This window comes from Corynebacterium mastitidis DSM 44356 (assembly GCF_000375365.1).
GTDB classification, from domain to species: domain Bacteria; phylum Actinomycetota; class Actinomycetes; order Mycobacteriales; family Mycobacteriaceae; genus Corynebacterium; species Corynebacterium mastitidis.
In genome coordinates this window covers 218,100-241,239 of the sequence record NZ_AQXB01000003.1, presented here as the reverse complement: position 1 = coordinate 241,239, position 23,140 = coordinate 218,100, and the positions used below count along the sequence as shown (strand labels likewise).

22 protein-coding genes and 1 tRNA gene are annotated in these 23,140 nt (G+C 70.3%); 12 read left to right on the top strand and 11 right to left on the bottom strand.

Annotated elements, in window-relative coordinates; all coding sequences use genetic code 11:
• Positions 1-225: 225 nt before the first annotated feature.
• From B140_RS0105200 to B140_RS12025, 4 genes are read right to left on the bottom strand one after another with little or no spacing between them, the layout of a single operon-like run.
• The gene (locus tag B140_RS0105200) at positions 226-1,038 is read right to left on the bottom strand and encodes an MBL fold metallo-hydrolase (RefSeq protein WP_026166014.1); all 813 of its coding nucleotides are present in this window, start codon (positions 1,036-1,038) and stop codon (positions 226-228) included.
• 47 nt (positions 1,039-1,085) lie between these two features.
• Complete coding sequence (locus B140_RS0105195; RefSeq protein ID WP_018118290.1) at positions 1,086-1,544, bottom strand: RidA family protein; 459 nt, start codon at positions 1,542-1,544, stop codon at positions 1,086-1,088.
• A complete protein-coding gene (gene sp36, locus B140_RS13720) occupies positions 1,545-1,700 on the bottom strand; it encodes a Sp36 family protein (RefSeq protein ID WP_169332520.1) in 156 nt (51 codons plus the stop codon). It abuts the gene before it with no gap.
• Between the two features lie 25 nt (positions 1,701-1,725).
• Positions 1,726-2,049 (bottom strand): WhiB family transcriptional regulator, encoded by a 324-nt coding sequence (locus tag B140_RS12025; RefSeq protein WP_018118288.1) that lies wholly within the window; start codon positions 2,047-2,049, stop codon positions 1,726-1,728.
• Between the two features lie 117 nt (positions 2,050-2,166).
• Between B140_RS12025 and B140_RS0105180 the strand changes: the two genes are divergently transcribed.
• Positions 2,167-4,587: a transglycosylase domain-containing protein gene (locus B140_RS0105180; RefSeq protein ID WP_051069246.1), complete on the top strand. Its 2,421-nt coding sequence runs from the start codon at positions 2,167-2,169 to the stop codon at positions 4,585-4,587.
• On the opposite strand, the gene B140_RS0105175 is transcribed toward B140_RS0105180, so the two are convergent.
• Complete coding sequence (locus tag B140_RS0105175; protein WP_026166013.1) at positions 4,550-5,020, bottom strand: GatB/YqeY domain-containing protein; 471 nt, start codon at positions 5,018-5,020, stop codon at positions 4,550-4,552. The two genes, B140_RS0105180 and B140_RS0105175, sit on opposite strands and share 38 nt — an antisense overlap.
• Positions 5,021-5,101: 81 nt before the next feature.
• Here B140_RS0105175 and B140_RS0105170 point away from each other — a divergent pair, with 81 nt between their 5' ends.
• Complete coding sequence (locus tag B140_RS0105170; protein WP_018118285.1) at positions 5,102-5,989, top strand: metallophosphoesterase; 888 nt, start codon at positions 5,102-5,104, stop codon at positions 5,987-5,989.
• A gap of 100 nt (positions 5,990-6,089) precedes the next feature.
• Positions 6,090-6,166 (top strand) — tRNA-Pro (locus B140_RS0105165).
• Between the two features lie 161 nt (positions 6,167-6,327).
• Here the strand turns inward: B140_RS0105165 and B140_RS12020 are convergent.
• Positions 6,328-7,740 carry a hypothetical protein gene (locus B140_RS12020; protein ID WP_018118284.1) on the bottom strand — a complete coding sequence of 471 codons (1,413 nt, stop codon included), beginning with the start codon at positions 7,738-7,740 and terminating at the stop codon, positions 6,328-6,330.
• 109 nt (positions 7,741-7,849) lie between these two features.
• On the opposite strand from B140_RS12020, the gene B140_RS0105155 reads away from it, so the two are divergent.
• The 6 genes from B140_RS0105155 to B140_RS0105130 are packed head-to-tail and all read left to right on the top strand — an operon-like array spanning position 7,850 to position 13,739.
• Positions 7,850-10,819, top strand: a complete 2,970-nt coding sequence (locus tag B140_RS0105155) for a DUF4040 family protein (RefSeq protein WP_083912244.1) — start codon at positions 7,850-7,852, stop codon at positions 10,817-10,819.
• The gene (locus tag B140_RS0105150) at positions 10,816-11,271 is read left to right on the top strand and encodes a cation:proton antiporter subunit C (RefSeq protein WP_018118282.1); all 456 of its coding nucleotides are present in this window, start codon (positions 10,816-10,818) and stop codon (positions 11,269-11,271) included. Before B140_RS0105155 ends, B140_RS0105150 begins: the two co-directional genes overlap by 4 nt.
• On the top strand, positions 11,271-12,770 hold the full coding sequence (locus tag B140_RS0105145; protein WP_018118281.1) for a monovalent cation/H+ antiporter subunit D family protein: 1,500 nt from the start codon (positions 11,271-11,273) through the stop codon (positions 12,768-12,770). The genes B140_RS0105150 and B140_RS0105145 overlap by 1 nt, the downstream gene beginning before the upstream one ends.
• Positions 12,767-13,138 (top strand): monovalent cation/H+ antiporter subunit E, encoded by a 372-nt coding sequence (locus tag B140_RS0105140; protein ID WP_018118280.1) that lies wholly within the window; start codon positions 12,767-12,769, stop codon positions 13,136-13,138. Before B140_RS0105145 ends, B140_RS0105140 begins: the two co-directional genes overlap by 4 nt.
• Entirely contained in the window at positions 13,139-13,405 is a 267-nt protein-coding gene (locus tag B140_RS0105135; RefSeq protein ID WP_018118279.1) for a hypothetical protein, read from the top strand.
• 4 nt (positions 13,406-13,409) lie between these two features.
• Positions 13,410-13,739: a Na+/H+ antiporter subunit G gene (locus B140_RS0105130; protein WP_018118278.1), complete on the top strand. Its 330-nt coding sequence runs from the start codon at positions 13,410-13,412 to the stop codon at positions 13,737-13,739.
• A 26-nt stretch (positions 13,740-13,765) separates the two neighbouring features.
• Here the strand turns inward: B140_RS0105130 and B140_RS0105125 are convergent, their stop codons facing one another.
• Positions 13,766-14,191, bottom strand: coding sequence for an Ohr family peroxiredoxin (locus B140_RS0105125; RefSeq protein WP_018118277.1), 426 nt, complete (start codon positions 14,189-14,191; stop codon positions 13,766-13,768).
• A gap of 167 nt (positions 14,192-14,358) precedes the next feature.
• Positions 14,359-15,915, bottom strand: a complete 1,557-nt coding sequence (locus B140_RS0105120) for a catalase (protein ID WP_018118276.1) — start codon at positions 15,913-15,915, stop codon at positions 14,359-14,361.
• A 173-nt stretch (positions 15,916-16,088) separates the two neighbouring features.
• Between B140_RS0105120 and B140_RS0105115 the strand changes: the two genes are divergently transcribed.
• Positions 16,089-16,658: an RNA polymerase sigma factor gene (locus B140_RS0105115; RefSeq protein WP_018118275.1), complete on the top strand. Its 570-nt coding sequence runs from the start codon at positions 16,089-16,091 to the stop codon at positions 16,656-16,658.
• Between the two features lie 164 nt (positions 16,659-16,822).
• Positions 16,823-18,118 carry a YkvI family membrane protein gene (locus B140_RS0105110; RefSeq protein ID WP_018118274.1) on the top strand — a complete coding sequence of 432 codons (1,296 nt, stop codon included), beginning with the start codon at positions 16,823-16,825 and terminating at the stop codon, positions 18,116-18,118.
• A 513-nt stretch (positions 18,119-18,631) separates the two neighbouring features.
• Here B140_RS0105110 and B140_RS0105105 read toward each other — a convergent pair.
• Both B140_RS0105105 and B140_RS0105100 read right to left on the bottom strand, forming a co-directional pair.
• Positions 18,632-19,663: an aspartate-semialdehyde dehydrogenase gene (locus B140_RS0105105; RefSeq protein ID WP_018118273.1), complete on the bottom strand. Its 1,032-nt coding sequence runs from the start codon at positions 19,661-19,663 to the stop codon at positions 18,632-18,634.
• 17 nt (positions 19,664-19,680) lie between these two features.
• Complete coding sequence (locus B140_RS0105100) at positions 19,681-20,946, bottom strand: aspartate kinase (RefSeq protein WP_026166012.1); 1,266 nt, start codon at positions 20,944-20,946, stop codon at positions 19,681-19,683.
• 129 nt (positions 20,947-21,075) lie between these two features.
• On the opposite strand from B140_RS0105100, the gene B140_RS0105095 reads away from it, so the two are divergent.
• Positions 21,076-21,930 (top strand): DMT family transporter, encoded by an 855-nt coding sequence (locus B140_RS0105095; protein WP_026166011.1) that lies wholly within the window; start codon positions 21,076-21,078, stop codon positions 21,928-21,930.
• 39 nt (positions 21,931-21,969) lie between these two features.
• On the opposite strand, the gene B140_RS0105090 is transcribed toward B140_RS0105095, so the two are convergent.
• Positions 21,970-23,118, bottom strand: coding sequence for a hypothetical protein (locus B140_RS0105090; RefSeq protein ID WP_018118270.1), 1,149 nt, complete (start codon positions 23,116-23,118; stop codon positions 21,970-21,972).
• Positions 23,119-23,140: the final 22 nt, after the last annotated feature.

The following is a 23,140-nucleotide window of genomic DNA, read 5'->3' as shown; positions in this document are numbered from 1 at the left end:
ACCCCCGCAGTGGCACCCCTTAGCGCGGCGGGCCCGCCCGGGGCGGCGTCGATACGCAGGCAGCGTCGGCCGCAGGAGAAACGGACCGAAGGGGTGCCGCCTGAAGGCCCGCAGGCCCCACATGCCAGCCACCGGCACCCCTCAGCGCGCGGCGCCGGGAACGGCGGGCACAGAACGGGCAAAGAAAAAGAGGCCCCGAGGGGCCTCCGTGCAGCGCGCCGACAGTTAGGCGTTCTCCTCCAGGTACCGCAGCGCCACGCGCGTGGACTGCTCGGCGGCGCCGCGCAGCACGGGATCGACGTCGTCGTACATGAGGTCGATGAGGGTGCGCAGCTCGATGTCCTTGCCGCGCTCCCGCCAGATCTCGCGGATCTGGTTCAGGCGGTACTGGCGGCGGTCGATGTACTTGCGGGCGAAGGCGGAGGTGTCCTCCCCGTCGGGGCCGTGCCCCGGCAGCAGCGGCACGCCCTTGCCCCGCCGCTCCAGAAGCTCCAGGGAGGAGAGGTAATCGCGCAGGTTGCCGTCCGTCTCGGAGATCATGGTGGTGTGGCGGCCCGCGATGGTATCGCCGGTGATGATGCCCTCCAGCGTGGACTCCCCGGGGACGCCGGGCCACACGAAAAAGCAGGCGGAGTCCCCCGTGTGGCCGGGGGTGTGCACCACCTCGACGTGGGGGGTGACCCCCTCAATAGCGAGCACCTCGCCGTCGCGCAGCGCCTCGGCGCCGTGGCAGTGGGCGGGGTCCATGGCCCGGATGGGAGCACCCGTGAGCTGGCGGAAGCGCTGGGCGCCGTCGGCGTGATCGTGGTGCCGGTGGGTCAGGGCGATCAGCCCCACCTCCCCCGCCTTGGAGTGCACAACGTTCAGGTGGCCCTCATCCTCGGGGCCGGGATCGATGATGAGGGAGCGCTCATCCTCGGGGCCCTTGATGACCCAGGTATTGGTGCCCTCCAACGCCGCGTAGCTGGGGTTGGGGCACAGAACAACAGAGGCCGATGTGGTGACGGGCCGAAGCTGACTGTAGGCAGGATGCTGCATGCCTTTCAGCTTAGCGCCCGCCCGCGTGTCTGCCCATCCCCGCGCGCCTACGGCGCGGTCAGCTCCGCGATCACCTCGACCTCCACGGGCGCGTCCAGGGGCAGCTCCGCCACGCCCACGGCGGAGCGCGCGTGCACTCCGGCCTCGCCGAAGATCTCCCCGATCGCTTCGGAGGCACCGTTGATGACCTGGGGCTGGCCGTGGAAGTCCGGGGCGGAGGACACAAACCCCACCACCTTGACCACGCGGGCCACGTTATCGATGCCCACGAGGGCGTCGATGGCCGCCAGGGCGTTGAGCGCCGCGGTGCGCGCGTAGCCGGCCGCCTCCTCCGGGCTCACCTCCTTGCCCACCTGCCCGGTGGCGGGCAGGGTGCCCTCCACGAAGGGAAGCTGCCCGGAGGTCCACACCTGGTTACCCACGCGCACGGCAGGCACGTAGGAGGCCACGGGCGCGGCCACGGCGGGGAGGGCGATGCCCAGCTCGGCCAGGCGCTCGGAGATCATCTAGCTCACCTCGCGCTTCATGTAGGCCACCACGTTCTCCGGGTTGGGGCCGGGCACCACGGACACGAGCTCCCAGCCGTCCTCCCCCCAGGTATCCAGGATCTGCTTGGTGGCGTGGGTGAGCAGTGGCACGGTGGCGTATTCCCAAGTTGTCATGCCCCTCACTGTAGCCGGGGCGCGGCTATCCGGGAAGGTCCCCGCCCGCCGCGAAGTGCTCCGCCCAGCTCGTGATCTCCGGGTGATTGCGCAGGAGGGTCCGGCGCTGCCGCTCGGTCAGGCCGCCCCATATCCCGAACTCCACCTTATTATCTAGGGCCTCGGCGCGGCAGTGGGAGAGCACGGGGCAGCCGTGGCAGATGCGCGTGGCCCTGCGCTGCTCGGCCCCCGTGACAAAGAGGGCGTCGGGATCGACGTCGCGGCACTGGGCGAGCGCGATCCATTGGTCGCGCTCGTGCGCGGTGGCGGGGAGGGGGCCGCCGGGCTCGTGAACAAGGGAGGCAGTCACCGCTTTTCTCCTTTGGTACTCCTGCACTTCTTCGCCCGTAAGTGTATTCACAGGACATACCATATGTCGAATGGATCACATTAACGGGGGCGGGGAGGGTTCCCGTTTGGGGACAAAATGCGTAGGGTTGAGCACGTGTCTATCGCCAAATCGCTGACCACCATCGTCGGTGCCACCGCAAGCATCGGGGTGGTCTCCGCCATAGCCCTCTCCCCCGCCGCCGGCATCGCGGGGGTAGCGGTGCAGCGCACCAACACGACGATGGAGTCCAACCTCGCGGACCTCACCGACGGCCACGCCCCCGGCGTCACCACCATCACGGACGTCACCGGCGAGCCCATAGCTTGGATCTACGATCAGCGCCGCTACGAGGTGGCCTCGGAGCAGATCGCGCAGCCCATGAAGGACGCCATCGTGGCCATCGAGGACCGCCGCTTCTACGAGCACGAGGGGGTGGACATGCAGGGCACCATGCGCGCGCTGGTCACCAACTTCACCTCCGGCGGCGTGGCCCAGGGCGCGTCCACCCTAAACCAGCAGTACGTCAAGAACTACCTGCTCTTCGTGGACGCCAAGGACGACGCCGAGCGCAGCGCCGCCATCGAGACCTCCGTGCCCCGCAAGCTGCGCGAGATGCGGATGGCCTCGGACCTCGACAAGCTCCTCAGCAAGGACGAGGTGCTCACCCGCTACCTCAACCTCGTGCCCTTTGGCAATAACAGCTTTGGCGTGGAGGCCGCCGCGCGCACGTACTTCGGCGTGCCCGCCGCGCACCTCACGGTGCCGCAGTCCGCGATGCTCGCCGGGATCGTGCAGTCCTCCTCCGTCCTGGACCCCTACACCAACCCGGAGGGCGTGACCGACCGCCGCAACACGGTGCTCGACGCGATGGTCTCCTACGGCGCCCTGGACGCCGCCCGCGCCGAGGAGTACAAGCGGCAGCCCCTCGGCGTGCAGGAAAACCCCGAGTCCCTGCCCAACGGGTGCATCACCGCCGGGGATCGCGGCTTCATGTGCGACTACGCGCTCACCTACCTGGAGTCCAAGGGGCTGCCCAGGGACGTGCTCACCAAGGGCGGCTACACCATCCGCACCACGCTCGACCCGCAGGTGCAGGACGCCGCGCGCGCCACCGTGACCGCCAACGTCTCCCCCGGCACCCCCGGCGTGGCCGAGGTGCTCAACGTGGTGCGCCCCGGCGCGGACTCCCGGGACATCCTCGCCATGACCACCTCGCGCAACTACGGCCTGGACCCGGAGAACGGCGAGACCCTCATGCCGCAGCCCACCTCCATGGTGGGCAACGGCGCGGGCTCCGTGTTCAAGGTGTTCACCGCCGCCGCGGCCATCCACAACGGCATGGGGCTGGAAACCATGCTGGACGTGCCCACGCGCTACGAGGCCGTGGGCATGGGCGAGGGCGGCGCGCCCAACTGCCCGGAGTCCACCTACTGCGTGGAAAACGCGGGCACCTACGCCCCCCAGATGACGCTCAAGGACGCCCTGGCACACTCCCCCAACACCACGTTCGTGCAGCTCATTCAGCAGGTGGGCGTGGCCCCCGTGGTGGACCTCGCCGTGGACCTGGGGCTGCGCTCCTACGCGGCGCCGGGCAGCTTCGACGGCGAGGCCTCCATCGCGGACTACATGAAGGACCACAACCTCGGCTCCTTCACCCTGGGCCCCACCGCCGTCAACGCGCTGGAGCTGTCCAACGTGGGCGCCAGCATCGCCTCCGGGGGCCGCTGGTGCGAGCCCAACCCCATCGCCTCCATCACGGATAGGGACGGCAACGAGGTGCCCCTGGAGCGCCCCGAGTGCGAGGACGTCCTGGATCCCCAGACCGCCAACGCCCTCATGCAGGCGCTCTCCGAGGACGCCGTCTCCGGCACCGCCTCGCGCGCGGCGCAGGCCGTGGGCTGGGGCTCCCCCGTGGCCGCCAAGACGGGCACCACGGAGTCCCACATGTCCTCCGCCTTCCTGGGCTTTAACTCCAACATCTCCGCCGCCCCGTACATCTACAACGACGGCACCCAGAACCTGCCGCTGTGCACCGGCCCCGTGCAGCAGTGCGGCGAGGGCAGCCTCTTCGGCGGCAACGAGCCCGCCGATACCTGGTTCCAGTGGGCCACCGCCGTCCCCCAGGCCGTGGGCGGCAACCTCCCGGACTACAACCGGGACCTCGATCGCGGCCGCCTGCAGACCGCCGTGGACGAGGCCACGGGCAAGGACGACGACGAGGCGCGCGCCCTGCTCGAGGACGCCGGCCTGACCGTGAACACCCAGCAGGTGCCCGGCGAGGGGACGCCGCGCGGCACTGTCATGGGCGTGCGCGTGGACAGCCCCGACGGCCTGCGGCCCGGCAGCCTGGTCACCCTGGACGTCTCCGACGGCGCCCGCCCCACCCGGCAACCCACCCCCACCTCCGAGGCGCCGCGCCCCAGCGCGACGAGCGAGCCGCCCGCCCTGCCGACCATCGACACCTCGGAGCTCGAGGAGCTTACCTCTCGCCTGCGGGAGCGCTTAGGGCAGACTTAACCGCCCCGGAGAGCCGCTTGCCGTCGGCCCGCCCGGCGGCCCTGGCGGTGGCCTGCTTCATCACCTGGCCCATCTGCTTCATCGTGGGGGCGAGGTCCATCTCCGCGATCACCTCGGCCACCAGCGCGGCCAGGGCGGCGTCGTCGAGCTGCTCGGGCTGGTAACCCCGCAGGACCTCGACCTCCGCCAGCTCGGCGTCGGCAAGCTCCTGGCGGCCGTTGGCGGCGTAGACCTCGGCGGACTCGCGGCGCTTCTTGATCTCGCGCGCGATGACCTTGAGCACCTCCTCGTCGCCCAGCTCGCGCTTGGTGCCCTTGGTCTCCTCCTCCTGGATGGCGGCCAGCAGCATGCGGATGGTGCCGGTTCGGTTCTTGTCCTTCGCCTTCATGGCTTCCTTGAGGTCCCCGCGCAGGGTGCTTTTCATATCGCTCATACCCTCCGAACCTACCCGCGACCTACCCGCGCGCGTCACGCCCGGCCGGGGCGGGCGGGTAGGCTGAGGCGGGTGCACACGATGAGCAAACTCGCAACCGCCCTCGGCGGCGCCGGACTGGCCACCGCGGCCTGGGGTTTTACCGAACTCACCCGCTTTCAACTGCACCAGCACGAGCTGCCGCTGCTGCCCCCCGGAACGCTGCGCGGCAGGCCGGAGTTCCGGCTGCTCCACGTCTCCGACCTGCACATGATCCCGGGGCAGCGGGCCAAGATCGCCTGGGTCAGCGCCCTCGACGCGCTGCGGCCCGACCTCGTGGTCAACACCGGGGACAACCTCTCCGACCAGCGCGCCGTGCCCGCCGTCCTGGCCGCGCTCGGCCCGCTGCTGCAGCGCCCGGGGCTCTTCGTGTTCGGCACCAACGACTACTGGGCGCCCCGCCCGGTGAACCCGCTGCGCTACCTCGTGGGCGGCAAGCGCACCCCCTCCTACGTGGACCTGCCCTGGCGGGGCATGCGCGCGGCCTTCCTGGAGCACGGCTGGCTGGACGCCAACCAGGCCCGCCACGAGTTCCAGGCGGGCGGCGTGCGCATCGCCGCCGCCGGGGTGGACGACCCCCACCACGACCTCGACTCCTACGAGGAGATCGCCGGCGCGCCCCACCCCGAGGCCGACCTCGCCCTGGCGCTCGCGCACTCCCCCGAGCCCCGCGTGCTGCGCCGCTTTGCCCGCGACGGCTACCAGCTCGCCCTCTCCGGGCACACCCACGGCGGGCAGGTGTGCCTGCCCGGCGGCCGGGCGATCATCACCAACTGCGGGATCGACCGGGAGCGCGCCTCCGGGCTGCACGAGTTCGAGGGCATGGCCATGCACGTCTCCAATGGGCTGGGCACCTCCAAGTACGCGCCCGTGCGGCTGTTCTGCCGCCCCTCGGCCACGCTGCTGCGCATCACGGAGCGGCGCGGCTAGGAAGGGGCTGGGACGGCTCCGGGGCGGAGCGGCGAGCCGCCGGTTTTACCAGGTGTTTTGCCGAACCTCGCCGGGCTGCACTAGAGTGTTGTGAGCACCACGGGATATGGCGCAGCTTGGTAGCGCGCCTCGTTCGGGACGAGGAGGTCGCAGGTTCAAATCCTGTTATCCCGACCATTTTTTACACCCCGGTTGCCCCCACGGGCAGCCGGGTTTTGTCATTCCTGGGCCCCGGGCGCGGCGCGAAGGGGTGCCGCCTCCGCCTGACTCTCGACGAGCGCGCGGCCGATGGCACCCCTTAGCGGTGCGCGATCCCCGCGATCCCGACCCCTTGCGCGCTACCGCGCCGCCACGACGCCCCGCTCCCGCCCTCGGCCCCCCGCCCAGGAGGCCGCCGCGCTCAGCAGCGCCACGGCGGCCAGCACCGCCACCCCCGCCCCGAGGAGCGCCGCGCTGCCCCCGTTGCTCAGGGCGCTCAGCGCGGCGGTGGAGTAATGCACCGGGGTCAGCGCCGCGAGCGCCGTCCAGGAGGCGGAGAGGTCGCTGGTCATGGCGCTCTTCCACACCCAGCCCGCGATGCCCGCCTGGGCCAGGAAGAACACGAGCCCCGCGATCAGGGCGCCCCGCGTTCCCGCCGCGCGGCGCACCCCGGCGCTCAAGCCCGCGCTGGCCAGCGCGAGCAGCGCGAGCACCCCGGTGCCCGCCAGGGCGGTGCCCCACGGCAGGGAGGTTCCCAGCAACCAGAGCGTCACCCCGGCCGAGGCCGCCACGCCCACGGCCGCCAGCGCGCGGTCCGCCGCCCGGCGCAGCAGCCCCGCCCCCAGGCCGCCGAGCGCCGCGAACAGGGAGATGAGCAGCGCGTAGGTGGGCAGCAGCTCCGACCGCGAGGCCTCGGCGGTCCCCTCGGCACCCGCCGCACCGGCGGCGCTCGGCGCGGGCAGGGCCCGCTGGATGGTCTGCAGCCGCGTGCGGTTCTCCTGGGCCATGTCGTTGAGCTTCCGGGCGCCCTCGCTCAGCGAGCCCGCGCCCTCGAGCGCCCCGTCCACGCGCCCGCTCATCTCGTCCATCCCGGCGGAGAGCCGCTTGGCGCCGTCGGTGGCGCTGTAGATGCCGTCGTGAAAGCCGTAGCCGGGCACGGCTAGCTGGTTGGAGAGGTCGCGGGAGCCGTCGCGCAGGCGGGTGAGCTGCGCGGTCATCTCCTCGCCCAGGCCGCCGTTGGCGAGCTGCGCCTTGAAGTCCGCGAGCTGCCCGCGCAGATCCTGGGCGCGGGGGTCGGTGGACTTCTCCAGCTCCTTGTCCAGCGTGGTGGCGGCCTCGCCAAGCTGGCCCTGGATGGCCCCCAGGGCGAGGACGCGGTCGATGGCCCCGCCCACGCCGTCGGCAAGCTCCGTGGCCCCCTGGCCGAGCTGCCCGGTGGCGGCCTGAAGCTGGATCATGCCCTCGCGCAACTGCGCGGCGCCCTCGCGGAGCTGGGCCACGCCGCCGGTCACGTCCTGGCCCTCGAACTTCTCCACCCCGGCGAGGAGCTGCGCCGTGCCGTTGGCCAGGAAGCTCGCGTTGGCGCCGGCGTCGATGGTGGCGCGGCGGGCGTCGTTGAGCTGGGCGGTGGCCGCCACCGGGGCGGCCTGGGGCTCCTCGCCCGCCGACCACGACTCCTCGGGGCCGTGCCCAGCGATGGTGAGATAGGCCGCGCCCGCAAGCAGGGGCGTCAGGGCCAGGGAGAACAGCAGGGTGGAACGCACGGGGCTCATACCCTGCCAATTTATCCCCTCGGTCTCCCGATCCCGCGCAGGCTCACCGCGTCACACCCTGCTGGTAGCCTTGATTCGGACTTATGAGCTACGAGAGAGTGTGCTGCACGTGACGTTAGCTATTGTTATTGCCTTGGCGGTGGGGGCCGTGATCGCCGCTCCGCCGCTGGTACGCGCGATGGACCGGGCCGCCGGCTGGCCGCTGGCCGGGGTCTTTCTCACCGCCGCGTTCCTCCTGGGGCGGCACCTTCCGCGCATCCTCGACGGCCACCCCGTGGAGTGGGCGGTGCCCTGGGTGCCGGACGCCCTGGCCCTCGGGGTGGACGTCTCCCTGGCGCTGCGCGCGGACGCCCTCGGCGCGTTCTTTGCCCTCCTCGCCCTGTGCATCGGCGCCGTGGTGTTCCTCTACTCCGCAGCGTACCTGCCCAGGCGGCAGGGCAACACCAGTTTTTACACCATCATGACGGCCTTTACGCTTGCCGTGCTGCTGCTGGTGCTGGCGAACGACGCCGTGGTGCTGTTCATCGGCTGGGAGCTGGTGTCCATCGCCTCCTTCCTGCTCATCGCCCGCTCCGGGTCCAGCGGCGAGGCGGGCGCGCAGCGCACCCTCGTGCTCACCTTCATCGGCGGCCTCACCCTGCTGGCCGCCCTCGCCGTGGCTGCCACGCGCACCGGCACCACCAGCCTGCAGGGGATCCTGGCCTCCCCGGTGTGGGCGCAGAACCCGGGGCTCACCGCCACGGTGGCGGTGCTCGTGGCGCTCTCCGCGTTCACCAAGGCCGCGCAGCTTCCCTTCCACTTCTGGCTCCCGGAGGCCATGGCGGCGGCCACGCCCGTGTCCGCCTTCCTCCACGCCGCGGCCGTGGTCAAGGCCGGCGTGTACCTCCTCATGCGCTTCTCCGCGATCTTCCACGACGTCCCCGCGTGGAACTGGCTGCTCATCGGCACCGGGCTGATCACCGCCGTGGCCTCGGCGCTCTTCGCGGTGCAAAAGACGGACCTGAAAAAGCTCACCGCCTACTCCACCGTGAGCCACCTGGGGTGGATCGTGGCCACCATCGGCGTGGGCACCCCCCTGGCGCTCTCGGCGGCGCTGGTGCACACGCTGGCCCACGCGCTGTTCAAGTCCTCCATCTTCATGCTCATCGGCGTGGTGGACCACGAGGCCGGCAGCCGCGATACCCGCCGCCTGGGCGTGCTGTGGCGCGCCATGCCCTTTACCTTCACCGGCATGGTGCTGGGCGCGCTGTCCATGGCGGCCATCCCGCCCACCTTCGGCTTTATCTCCAAGGAGGGCATGCTCGGCGCGCTGTACAGCGTGGAGGGCTCCGGCGCCGCGCTGCTCATCGTGGCCGGGATCGGCGCGCTGCTGACCTTCACGTACTCCGCCAAGCTCGTGTTCGGGGCCTTCCTGGACCCCGCCACGGATCACCCCTCCCGGAAGATGGAGGGCGTGCACGAGGCCCCGGTGGCGCTCTGGCTCCCGGCGGCCCTGCCCGGCGCGCTCTCCCTGCCCCTGGGCCTGGCCCCCATGTTCCTCAACGGCCCGATCGACGCCGTGGTGGCGGCCACCGGCGTGGGCGCCGGGGCTGGCATTGGGGCGGGATCGGAGGCCCACACGCACCTCGCGCTGTGGCACGGCCTCAACGCGCCGCTGATCGTCTCCGTCCTGGTGATCGCGCTGGGCGCGGCGGGCGTGGCGTGGCGCCACCGCCTGTGGCCCGCCCTGGAGTCCCGCTTCCTGCTGCCCTTCAACGGCAACGGCCTGCTGGCCGCCCTGGTCAAGGGGTCCGCGGCGCTGGGACGCGGCCTCGCCCAGGTGGCCAACTCCCAGAGCCCCTCGCGCCACCTGGTGTGGCCGGTGTGCAGCGTGATCGCGCTGATGCTCGTGACCCTGCTGGGCGGGCCCGGGGTGGACGGCGTCCCGCTCGCACCGCGCGCAGAGGGCCTGGACAACTGGCTCGACCTCGGGCCGTTCCTCATCATCGCGCTCTCCGTGATCGGCCTCATGCGCACCACCAACCGCCTCACCAGCGCCGTGCTGGTGGGCACGGTGGGCGTGGGCATCACCCTCCAGATGCTGCTGCTGGGCGCGCCCGACGTCGCCCTCACGCAGTTCCTGGTGGAGGCCCTGGTGGTGGTCATCATCATGATGGTGCTGCGCTACCAGCCCGCCGAGTTCCCCTCCGGCAGCGCCCGCCGCACGGCGCACTCCCTGATCATCGCCCTGCTCGCCGGGCTCGCCGCCTTCCTCGGGGTGTTCGCCCTGATGGGGCGGCGCGGCCGCTCGGACCTCGCGGAGTGGTACATCGCCAACGCGCCGGAGATCACCGGCGGCGATAACATCGTGGCCACCATCATCGTGGAGTTCCGCGCGCTGGACACCCTGGGCGAGCTCTCCGTGCTCGGCATGGCGGCCGTGGTGATCGGCTCCGTGGCGGCCTCCTTCCCCCGGCTGCCCTTCGCCAAGGGTGCGCGCCCCGCGCCCTTCGGGCAGTCGCAGCTCAACTCGCTGCCCCTGCGCGCGGCGCTGCGCCTGGTGGCCCCGCTGCTGGCCGTGCTCTCCACGCTCGTGTTCCTGCGCGGCCACATGGACCCCGGCGGCGGCTTCGTGGCCGCCCTCATCGCCGGAACCGGCATCATGCTCTTCTACCTCTCCCGGGGCCGCGACTCCATCCTGGGGCGGCCCTCCACCCCGTACTGGCTCACGGGCGTGGGCATCGTCGTGGCCTTGAGCGCGGGGTTCGTGGGCCTGGCCGAGGGGTCCTTCCTCGCGCCCCTGCACGGGGAGATCCTGGGCCAGCACATGACCACCTCGCTGATCTTCGACGGCGGTATCTACCTGGCGGTGCTCGGCATGCTCATGGCGGCGGTGAACTACCTGGGCGGCTACGAGAAGCCCGGCACCGCCACCAGGGAGGAGCTGCCCTTCGCCCGCACCCGGCGCGGCCCCCTGGGGGCCACCCCGGAGGTCCCGGCGCACCTGCCCGAGCAGGAGCACCACGAGGAATCCGCCCGCGCCGCGGTGTCCGCGCGCAACACCCACCGCACCCGCACCGCAAAGGAGCACGAGCAATGATCATGGCCCTGACTATCGCGGTGCTGGTCACCGGCGGCGTGTACCTGACGCAGCAGCGCGGGATGGTGCGCATCGTCTTTGGCATGCAGCTGATCGGCCACGCCGCCAACCTGATGCTGCTGGCCACCGGGGTGGGCGCCTGGCGCGGCGAGGTATTCCTCGACCGCGTGGACGCCGCCGAGGTGGCCGATCCCCTGCCCCAGGCCTTCGTGCTCACGGCCATCGTGATCTCGATGGCCACCACCACCATCCTGCTCACGCTGGCGGCCCTGGGCCGCTCGGACGACACCGTGAGCGTGGACCCCGTCAGCTCCGGGGAGGAGCCGCACCCCTCCCCCGTGTCCACCCTGGGCCGGGCCACCCAGAGCCCGGAGGAGTTCCGCTCCGGGGAGCGCGCCCGACGCCGCGCCCACGCCACGCTGCTCGCCGATAAGAAGGAGGGGCGCCGCTAATGGATATTGTGCTTCCGCTTTTTGTTGTGATCCCGCTCCTCTCCTCCGCCTTCGCGGTGATGGCCCCCTGGAAGTGGGCGCGCGACCTGCTGCACCTGGCGGTCCCGGCGCTCAGCCTCGCGGCGGGCGCGTGGCTGTTCTCCTACACCTCCGCCCACGGCACCCTGGGCCACAACGTGGGCCTGTTTGCCGGGGGCGTGGCCATCCCCTTCGTGGCGGACGCCTTCTGCGCCGTCATGATCGTCACCACCGCGCTGGTCACGCTGTGCGCCAACTGGTTTGCCACGGCCGCCGGCGAGACGCGCGCCCGGTACTACCCCGCCCTGACCCTGGTGCTGCTCACCGGCGTCAACGGGGCGCTGCTCACGGCGGACCTCTTCAACTTCTTCGTGTTCATTGAGGTCATGCTGCTGCCCTCCTACGGGCTGATCGCCATGACGGGCACCTGGTCCCGCCTGGCGGCAGGCCGCACCTTCGTGCTGGTCAACCTCACCGCCTCCACGCTGCTGGTGGTGGGCGTGGGCTTCGTCTACGCCACCACCGGCACCGTGAACATGGCGGCCCTGCGCGGCGCGGCGGAGGGCAACGGCCCCGCCGTGGTGGCCATGGCGCTGGTGCTCATCGCCGTCTCCGCCAAGGCGGGCATCGTCCCGCTGCACACCTGGCTGCCGCGCACCTACCCCGGCACCTCGGCGGCGGTGATGGGCCTCTTCTCCGGCCTGCACACCAAGGTGGCGGTGTACATGCTCTACCGCATCTACGTCATCATCTTCGACCTCTCCGACCGCTGGAACGGCCTCATCGTGGCGCTCATGGTGGTCTCCATGCTGGTGGGCGGCTTCGCCGGGCTGGCGGAGAACTCCATCCGCCGCGTGCTGGCCTACCAGATGGTCAACGGCATGCCCTTCATCCTGGTCATGCTTGCCTTTACCACGGGCGACGCCCAGCGCGCCCTGGCGGCCGGCCTGCTCTACGCCCTGCACCACATGGTCACCGTGGGCTCCCTGGTGCTCACCTCAGGCGCCATCGAGGAGACCTACGGCACGGGGCTGCTGTCCAAGCTCTCCGGGCTGGCCCGGCGGGAGCCGTGGGTGGCGGCGGTCTTTGCCGCCGGGGCCTTCTCCGTGGTGGGTTTTCCCCCGTTCTCCGGGCTCTGGGGCAAGGTCGCGGTGGTGCTCAGCGTGGCGCGCGGCGGCGACTGGTCCTCCTGGCTGGTCATCGGAGCCATCGTCCTGGCCAGCTTTGCCGCCCTGCTCGCCATGTTCCGCGTGTGGCGCGCCGTGTTCTGGGGCCGCCCCATGCAGCACGTGCCCAAGGACCTGCGCATCCGCGGGGCGCTCATCGCCCCCGCCGCCACGCTGCTGGCCTGCTCCGTGGTCATGTTCTTCGCCGCCGGGCCGCTCGTTGCGGCCCTGCACACCGCCACCGGGGCGCTGCTGGACGTGGATAGCTACCAGGAGTCCGTGCTCGGCGCCACCGCGATAGGAGTCCCCCGATGAACGCTCTACTCTACGTCCCCTGGCTCATCAAGGAGATCGTGGTGAGCGCGGTGAGCCTGGCCGCCTCCGCGCTCAAGCCCCGCACCGGCTTCGACCCCGTGGTGGTGAGCTACCCGCTGCGGGTGCGCGACCAGTGGCAGATCTTCTGGTTCTCCACCTCCATCACGGTCACCCCCGGGACCCTCTCCCTGGGGCTGCGGGAGCCTAAGCGCCCCGGGGACCCCACGATCCTGCTGGTTCAGGCCGTGCACGGCTCCGACCCCCGCCAGGTGATCGAGGACCTGGCGGACATGGAGGGGCGCCTGGCGCCGTCCGTGCGCGACCAGGAGCTGCTGCTAGCCAACGACTACTTCAGGAGGGTGAGCTAAATGTTTCAGGCGATACTGTGGGGCGCCGGGATCGTGATCCTGGCCTGCCTGCTCGGCGGGATCGCGTTGATCCTGCGCACCCGCGACGTGCTCACCCGCGTGGTGCTCTCGGACCTCGCCTTCTATTCCATGATCGCCCTGTACCTGGTGTGGTCGCTGGATAACCAGACGTCCATCGCCTACGAGATCGCCCTGCTGGCCGCCCTGGTGGGCGGGGTGCTGCCCACGCTGTCCATGTCCCGCATGGTCTCGAGAGGACGGAGGTAAAACCATGTCCCCCGCCGAATACGTCGTCTCCGCCCTCGTCATCGCCGCCGCGCTGCTGGTGCTCGCCACCACCGTGGCGCTGTGGCGCGCCCCGGGCGCGCTCACCCGGGCCAACCTCATGGGCCCCACCGTGTGCCTCGCCATCCCCCTGCTGATCCTGGCCAACCTCATACGGGACTGGTCCACCGCGGGCTTCGACGCCCACAACGCGGTGCGCGCCGTGCTGGCCATCGCCGGGGTGTGGGTCATCGGCTCGGTGGGCAGCTTCTACCTCGGCCGTGCCCTCCACGGCGTGACCGTGGAGCGGGAGGACGCCCGCTCGGAGGAGGCCTAGCCCCCGCCCCCTGATCGAGAGGCGGGTTAGCCCAGCACCGCCTCGGCGTCGAACTCCCCGGCCAGGGCCTTGGAGAAGGGGCAGAACTGGTGGGCCTTGGCCACCAGCTCGGCGGCGCCCTCCAGGGAATCCTGATCCTTAAAGCGGGCGGTGATGCGCCCGGAGAGGCGGAAGCCGCCGTCGGAGGGGTCGCGGTTGAGGGAAACCTCGGCGTCCACCTCGGGGGCGTGCGCGGCGGTATCCACGCCCGCCTCGCCCATCATCTTCTGCAGCGCGCCGTTGAAGCAGGCGGACCAGGCGGCGGCCAGGAGGGACTCCGGGTTCACCCCGGCGGAGGCGCCGTTGAGCTTGGGCGGGCGGACGTCGAAGTCGATGCCGCCGTCGCCCTGAACGCGGCCGTCGCGGCCCGCGCCGGTGGCGGTGACCTTCTGGGTGTAAATCGTGTCGGCCATGGAACTGTCCTTTCGAGAAAACCTTCAGTGACACTGAGAGCCAGCACTGGCTCTGTCACCACGGTAGTCATATTTTCCGGCTGCGGGCATAAAAAAGCTCCTGAGCTGGCTTTCTTTAGCTCAGGAGCCGGGAGTTCTGCGAGGAACTCGATCGGTGGGAAACCGAATTAGGCGTTCTTCTTCTGCGTGAACAGTTCCTTCACGCGGGCGCCCAGGTTCTCGTCCACGTTGGACCAGTACCAGTAGCAGCGCTCCTCCGTCTCGGGGGAGACGCCCATCATCGCGTCGGTGATGTTCTGCGCCAGACGCTCCTTCTCCTCGTCGTTGTACACGTCGCGGTAGAGGGTGCCGGCCTGGCCGAAGTCATCGTCCTCGGGGTGCTTCACGTAGGCGGAGCGCGTGAGGTCCGTGCCGTGCGGGTCCGGGTTCACGTAGACGTCTCCGGCCTGGCCGTAGGACGTGAAGTTGGAGGAGGAGGTCTCGCCATCGTCCAGGTAGCCGGCCTTCAGCGCGGTCTTGTTCGGGGAGTACACCGGGTGCGAGGACTCGTTGAACAGGTACGCCATGTGGCCCTCGTGCTCGTAGGTGTGGCGGGGGGCCAGCGGCTGGTTCACCGGCAGGTGGCGGTAGTTCGGCCCGATGCGGTAGCGGTGGGCGTCCGCGTAGGCGAACACGCGACCCATGAGCATCTTGTCCGGGGAGAGGCCCACGCCGGGAACCAGGTTGGAGGGATCCAGCGCGAGCTGCTCGATCTGCGCGAAGAAGTTCTCCGGGTTGCGGTTGAGCACGAAGTAGCCGACGTCGATGCGCGGGTAGTCCTTCTTGGACCAGGTCTTGGTGAGGTCGAAGGGGTTGAAGCGGTAGTTCTCCGCCTCCGCGAAGGGCATGATCTGCACCTTGACGTCCCAGATCGGGTAGTCGCCGCGCTCGATGGCGTTGTACAGATCCTCGCGCAGGTAGTCGGCGTTCTTGCCGGCCATCTCCTCGGCCTCGGGGCCGGTGAAGTTATGCACGCCCTGGCGGGAGAGGAAGTGGTACTTCACCCAGAAGGCCTCCCCGGCCTCGTTGACCCACTGGAAGGTGTGGGAGCCGTAGCCGTTCATCTCGCGCTCGGAGCGGGGGGTGCCGCGGTCGCCCATGAGGTAGGTGACCTGGTGCGCGGACTCGGGCGTGCGGGTCCAGAAGTCCCACTGCATGTCCGCGTCGCGCAGGCCGGAGCCGCCCAGGCGCTTCTGGGAGTGGATGAAGTCCGGGAACTTCATCGCGTCGCGCAGGAAGAAGGTGGGGGTGTTGTTACCCACGATGTCGTAGTTGCCCTCGGTGGTGTAGAAGCGCAGGGCGAAGCCGTGCACGTCGCGCCAGGTGTCCGGGGAACCCTGCTCGCCCGCCACCGTGGAGAAGCGCGCCGCCATCGGGGTGACGGTGCCCTTCTGGAATAGCGCGGCCTTGGTGTACTGGGACACGTCCTCGGTGATGTGCAGCTCGCCGAAGGCGCCGTTGCCCTTGGCGTGCGGGTTGCGCTCCGGGACGCGCTCGCGGTTGAAGTGCGAGAGCTTCTCGATGAGGTGAATGTCGTTGAGCACGGTGGGGCCCTGCGGACCGGCGGTCACCGACAGGTTCTCGCTGGGAACCGGGGCGCCGTTCTCGCGGCGGGTGCACCCATCGTGATTGTCCACGCGGCCCTTGGCCAGGACCTCGTCGGCCGCCGACTTCTCGATAGCCATAGTGATAACCTCCCTGAAATAGTGGCTAGAAAATTCATAGCCTTCAGAGTCCGAGCCTATCGCCGCGCGGAGCGGGGCGGCAACCACAAGGGGGTAAAATCAACCTTTTGTACGACTCGCCGAAATCCCGCCCTGAGCAGGGATAATCATTCCTGCTGGTAACGTAGTTCCGCGTGAAGTACCACTCCGACAGCGACGACGCTCGCGTCACCGACCTCGCCCTGCGCGCGGGGCGAGGCGACCGCGCCGCGCTCACGGACTTCATCCGCGCCACGCAGACGGACGTGTGGCGGCTGCTCGCCCACCTCGGCGGCGCCACCAACGCGGACGACCTCACCCAGGAGACCTACCTCCGCGTCATGCGCGCGCTGCCCCGCTTCGCCGCCACCGCCCCCGCCCGCACCTGGCTGCTCGCCATCGCGCGGCGCGTGTGGGTGGACAGCGTGCGCCACGACATGGCCCGCCCCCGCACCTCCCACACCGAATACCAGGACCTCACCGGCACCCACGAGCCCGCCGAATCCACCTGGTCCGACTGGATCGACACCCGCACGCTCATCGACGCCCTCCCCGCCGAGCGCCGCGAAGCCCTCGTGCTCACCCAGGTCCTCGGCTACACCTACGAGGAGGCCGCCAAGATCGCCGGGGTCCGCGTGGGCACCATCCGCTCCCGCGTGGCGCGCGCCCGGCGCGACCTCATCGCCGCCGCCGACGGCGCGAACCCCGCCGGAAGCGTCCCCTGAGATCACAAAACGATCACAACTTGGCCACAATGTTAAACGTCGCTTCCTGCGTATATAACGATTAGCGGGGCGTCGATAAGCGAAAAATGGTCCATGCGCAGCGCGGCCGCCAGATTCCTTGTGTTGAATAGTTACTCGAATCGAGTTCATAGGAGATCTGTATCGTGTTCAAGAGAGCCATCGGAATCGCTCTTGCCCTGATCGGCTTGATCGTGGGCGCCGGCTTTGCCTCCGGCCAAGAAATGCTGCAATACTTCGTTGCCTTTGGCACCAACGGGCTGTGGGGCGTGGCCCTGGCCGCCATCATCATGATCATCGGCTCCATCGCCATGATGCAGCTCAGCAGCCACCTCCAGGCCCGCGAGCACACCATGGTCTTTGACCGCGTCACCCACCCCATCGTGGCGCGCTTCCTGGACGTCGCCACGCTCGTCACCCTCTTCGGCATCGGCTTCGTCATGTTCGCCGGCGGCGGCGCCAACCTCAACCAGCAATTCGGCTGGGCGCCCTGGGTGGGCACCACCCTCATGATGCTGCTGGTCATGGCCGTGGGCATGCTGGACGTGGACAAGGTCTCCACCGTGATCGGGGCCGTGACCCCCTTCATCATCCTCATGATCGTGGGCACCGCCGCCTACACGCTGGCCACTGCGGACTTCGACCTCTCCGGCCTCGGAGCCGTGGCCAGCGCCGAGGTAACCAGCAGCCTGCCCAACTGGTGGCTCTCCGCCTTCAACTACGTGGGCCTCTCCCTCATCGTGGCCGTGTCCATGGCCATGGTGATCGGCGGCAACAACCTCGACAGCCGTGCCGCGGGCATCGGCGGGCTGCTCGGCGGACTGTGCTTCGCGCTGCTGCTCGCCGCCGCCACCCTCACCATCTTCCTGCGCGTGGACGACGTGGCGCACGACGACATGCCCATGCTCAGCGTGGTCACCGACATCCACCCGGCGCTCGGCATCGTCATGACCTTCACCATCTTCATGATGATCTTCAACACCGCCCTGGGCCTCTTCTACGCCCTGGCCAAGCGGCTGACCCGCAACAACCCCTCGCGCTTCCGCGTGGTGTACATCGCCAGCGTGCTCGTGGGCTTCGTGCTCGGCTTCCTGCCCTTCAAGGAGCTCGTGGCCTACGTCTACCCGGTGCTCGGCTACGCCGGCATCATCCTGGCCCTGACGCTCTCCATCGCCTGGCTGCGCGGCCGCGCCACGATCCGCAAGGAATACCGGCGCCGCCACCGCATCCGCGAGCTGCTCACCCGCAAGCTCGACCCCGCGCAGCGCTTCAGCCGCAAGGACGCCGCCGCGCTGTCCAAGGCCACCGCCGCCTCCAACCTCCCCGACGACCAGCTCACCGAGGCCATGACCCAGGAGGTCACCGAGGAACTCAGCGACGACTCGGAGGACGCGGAGAGCGCCGGGGGCCCAGGGGCCCCCGGGCAGCAGCCCCGCGCCTAAGGGGTGCCACTTACGCCCCTTCTCGACGCCCCGCCCGCCCACTGGCACCCCTCGTGCCGGGGCCGGCGGGGCGTCGTCGCGTGCGGCGTCGTGGGTGTGCTGGGCTGCGTGCGATGGGCGGCGTCGCCCAAGGGGTGCCACTGCCGCGCCCCGAGGCGGCCTGACCCCCGCGCTGGCACCCCTTCCTGACCCCCGCGCTGGCACCCCTTAGAGTCGGCCGGGTAGGCGCGGACGGACGAAGGGGTGCCAGCAACCCGGCGGGCGCGCCGCGCTCGCGTCCAGTGGCACCCCCAAGCGCGCCAACGCCCACCAACCCCCGCGTCCCATATCCTCGCCTCCCCTCGGCCCCAGCCTGCGCGGCGCAAGGGGTGCCATTGCCGCCCGATCGCGCCCCGCCCCCTCCCTACCGGCACCCCTCAGCGCGCCGCCGCCACCGCCACCACCCGGATACCCACCAGAGACACAAAAAGGGCGCCGGGCCGCAAAGCCCGACGCCCCGCAACAACCGGCCGGTTACACCAGCAGCTCCGCGATCTGAATGGCGTTGAGCGCGGCGCCCTTGCGCAGATTGTCCCCGGAGACCACGAACACCAGGCCGTGGTCCCCGTCCACGGACTGGTCTTGGCGGATGCGGCCCACCAGGGAGTCGTCGATCCCGGCGGCCTGCAAGGGGGTGGGCACCTCCGTGAGCGTCACGCCGGGGGCCGCCTCCAGCACCTCGCGGGCGCGCTCGGGGGTGATGGGCTGGGCAAACTCCGCGTGCACCACCATCGTGTGCCCGGTGAACACCGGGATGCGCACGCAGGTCCCGGCCACCCGGAGGTCCGGCAGGCCCAGGATCTTGCGGGACTCGTTGCGCAGCTTCTGCTCCTCGTCGGTCTCCCCGGTGCCGTCGTCCACCAGGTTCCCGGCCAGGGGCAGGGCGTTGTAGGCGATGGGGGCCGCGTAGGGGCCCAGCTCGGCGGGGTCGAGCACGGAGCCGTCGTGGACCAGCTCCACGTTGCGGTCGCCCACCTCGGCCACCTGCTTGGCCAGGGCCTCCACCCCGGCCAGCCCGGAGCCGGATACGGCCTGGTAGGAGGCCACGTGGAGGCGCTCCAGTCCGGCGGCGTCGTGCAGCGCCTTGAGCACCGGCATGGCGGCCATGGTGGTGCAGTTGGGGTTGGCGATGATGCCCTTGGGCACCTCGCGGGCGGCCTCCGGGTTGACCTCGGAGACGATGAGCGGCACCTCGGGGTCGCGGCGCCAGGCCGAGGAGTTATCCACCACGGTGGCGCCGGCGGACGCGAACACGGGTGCCCACTGCTTGGAGGTTCCGCCACCGGCGGAGAAGATCGCGATGTCCACGTCCGCCACGGACTCCTCGGTGATGGCGGTGAGGTCCTCCACCTCGATCTCCTCGCCCCGGAAGGTGAGCGTGGTGCCCGCCGAGCGCGGGGAGGCGAAGAAGCGGACGGTATCGGCGGGGAAGGCGCGCTCCTGGAGGATCGCGCGCATCACGCGGCCCACCTGGCCGGTGGCGCCTACTACGGCAAGGGTGGTCATTGTGGGGTCCTCTTCCTTTATCGTCCGGTTCCGGCGTACACCACGGCCTCGGTCTCCCCGCCGAGCTGGAAGCGCTCGTGCAGTGCCCGGGCGGCCTTATCCAGGTCCCCCTCGCGGATCAACACGGAGATGCGGATCTCGGAGGTGGAGATCAGCTCGATGTTGATCTGGTCGTCGCGCAGGGCCTCCATGAAGTCGGCGGTCACGCCGGGGTGGGACTTCATGCCCGCGCCCACGAGGGATACCTTGCCCACCTGGTCGTCGTAGAGCACGTTGGCCCAGTTGCCCTCGGCCTGGAGCTTCTTCATCATCTCGGTGGCGCGGGGGGCGTCGGCACGCGGGCAGGTGAAGGTGATGTCCGTGGTGTTGTCCTCCAGGGAGGAGACGTTCTGGAGCACCATGTCGATGTTGATCTCCGCGTCCGCGAGCGCCCGGAATACCTTGGCGGCCTCGCCCGGCTTATCGGGGATGCCCAGGACGGTGATCTTGGCCTCGGACTTATCGGTTGCCACGCCGGTGAGTACTGCTTCTTCCACGGGAATATCCTCCATCGAGCCGGACACGAGGGTGCCGGCGTCATTGCTATACGACGAGCGTACCCGCAGCGGTACGCCGAAAGCGCGCGCGTATTCCACGCTGCGCAGGACCAGAATCTTGGAGCCCACCGCCGCCATCTCCAGCATCTCCTCGAAGGAGATCTTGTCCAGCTTCTGGGCGTTGGGCACGATGCGCGGGTCGGCGGTGTACACGCCGTCCACGTCGGAGTAGATCTCGCACACGTCCGCGTTCAGGGCCGCCGCGAGCGCCACGGCGGTGGTGTCCGAGCCGCCCCGGCCCAGGGTGGTGACGTCGCGCGTCTCCTTGTTCACGCCCTGGAAGCCCGCCACGATGCAGATCTTGCCCTCGTCCAGGGCCTCGCGCACGCGCCCCGGCGTCACGCCCACGATCCGGGCGTTGCCGTGGCGCTCCGTGGTGAGCACCCCGGCCTGCGAGCCGGTGAAGGACTGCGCCTTGGCGCCCAGGGAGTCGATCGCCATGGCCACCAGGGCGTTGGAGATGCGCTCCCCGGCGGTCAGCAGCATGTCCATCTCGCGGGCCGGGGGCACCGGGGCCACCTCGGCGGCCAGGTCCAGCAGCTCGTCGGTGGTATCGCCCATCGCGGAGCAGACCACCACCACGTCGTGTCCCTGCTTCTTGGTGGCCACGATGCGCTCGGCCACATGCCTGATTCGCTCGGCGTTCTCCAGCGAGGAACCACCGTATTTTTGAACGATTAACGCCACCGGGACCGTCCACCTTTCACGCTCTGATCACGCCTTCTAGCGATCCTGATCCAGAGTACCTGCCTGCGGGCGCGCCCCGAAAGGTTTGGATTCACGCTCCTTACGGCGCCGCCCACTACAATGCAGCCCGTGCATAGCAACCTCCTGGCCATCCTCTTCGCGCTCGCCTCCGCCCTCACCATCGCGTGGGGCACGGTGGTGCGGCACCGGATCGCCGAGGAGGCCCCCGCCGACGGCTCCCTCAAGGGCTCCCCCTTCTGGAACGCCATCTCGCGCCCGCTGTGGTGGGCGGGCACCGGCACCGCGCTGCTGGGCTACGGGCTCCAGGTGGTGGCGCTGGGGTTTGGCACCCTGCTGGTGGTGCAGCCCATCCTCGTGCTCTCCCTCATGTTCACGCTGCCGCTGTCCGCGCGCTACGACGGCCGCCGCATCTCCGTCACCGAGATGAGCTGGGCGGGGCTGCTCACCGCCGCCGTGGCGATCCTCGTGATCCTGGGCAGGCCGCTGGCGGGCAACCCGCACCCGCCGCTGGACCGGTGGGTGCCCGCGCTCATCGCGGGGGCGGTGGCGCTGACGCTCATCGAGCGGCTCGCCCAGCTCCAGATCCGCCGCCACAAGGCCCTCCTGCTCGGAGTAGTCACCGGCGCGCTCTTCGGCTACGTGGCGGTGCTCTCCAAGGCCGTGGTGGACGTGTTCCTCCAGGGGTCGGTCATGGGGCTTATCACCAACTGGGAGACCTACGGCCTGATCCTGGGCGCCACGCTGGGCACCATCGTGCAGCAGTACTCCTTCAACGCCGGGGCACTCAAGAACTCCCTGCCCGCCATGACTATCACGGAGCCCATCGTGGCCTTCAGCCTGGGCTACGCGGTGCTGGGGGAGCGCTTCCAGGTGACCACCGCGCTGGGCTGGTCCCTGATGGGGGTGGCGCTGCTGGCCATGATCGCCTCCACCGTGGTGCTCTCCCGGCGCGGGGTGGGGTAGGCAGGGCCGGGGCCGACGGCCCCGAGGGGCGCCGCGCCCCTAGATCGCCCAGGGGAACACCGCGAGCATGTAGGCGGAGAACCACGCCCCCACCAGCACCCAGGCGCTCAGGCCCCAGGCCAGCGCCCGACCGCTCGCGCGCCTCTCCCAGCCCAGCACCAGGGGCACCAGCGCGATCGCGGCGGGCAGCAGCAGGCGGGGCCGCGAATGCATGATGCCGTCCGAGAGCAGGATGTTGGCGCTCAGGGCGGCCGCGAAGAGCCACACGGGCAGCCACATCGGCATGGGTGCCCTGTTCCAGGTGAGCGCCAGGGCCGCCACCGCGGCGATCATCACCGCCACGCTGAGGAAGTACCCCAGCTCCTGGCTGCCCAGCAGGGTGTTCCAGGCGAACCTGACGCTGGCCGCGCCGAAGTCCACGCCGGTGTGCCACCCCTCCTTCTGGAGGCCAAAGTACCCGCCCACCTCGCCGGTGTGGCGGGAGGCCCACCACACGTAGCCCAGGGCGGACAGGGGGCTTAGCGCCAGCCCCGCCCAGGCGCGCCACTGGGTGCGGGCGCGCAGCAGCACCATCACGGCCAACACGGCCGCGAGGTCCACCGCGGTGAGGCGCACGAAGCCACAGAGGAAGATGAGCGCCCCGGCCAGCAGCCAGCGGCGGTCCATCATGGCCACCAGGGACCACATCGCCAGCGCCCCGAAGGGGGCCTCGGTGTAGGGCATGGAGAAGGTGATGGCCATGGGCGCGGAGGTGACCACGAGCGCGGACGCAAACGCGCCGCGCCGCCCCGCGCCCAGGCGGGCGGCGATGGCCGCCACCCCGGCGGCCATGACCACGCCAAAGACCGCGTTGAGCGCCATCCCCACCGCCGCGTAGTCCAGGCCCGTCAGGGCGTGGCCCGCGCGCATGAGCAGCGGCAGGGCCGGGAAGAAGGCGAGGAGGCGCTGCTGCGGGGGCACCGAGTCGATGGCGGGGCCGTCGAAGTAGCCGCTCTCGGCAATGCGCTCGTAGTGAGCGGTGTCCCACTTGGTCATGAGGTCGCCCAGGTGGGAGTCGTTGACCTGCGCAAAGACCGCCAGGGCGAGCACCCGGACCGCCGCGCCCGCGGCGAAGGCGATAAGGCCGTACAGCCACACGAGCCGGGCGGGGATGGTGCCTGTGGTACGCAAGGAAGTCACGCGCCACATGCTAAACCACCCTCCGCGTCCC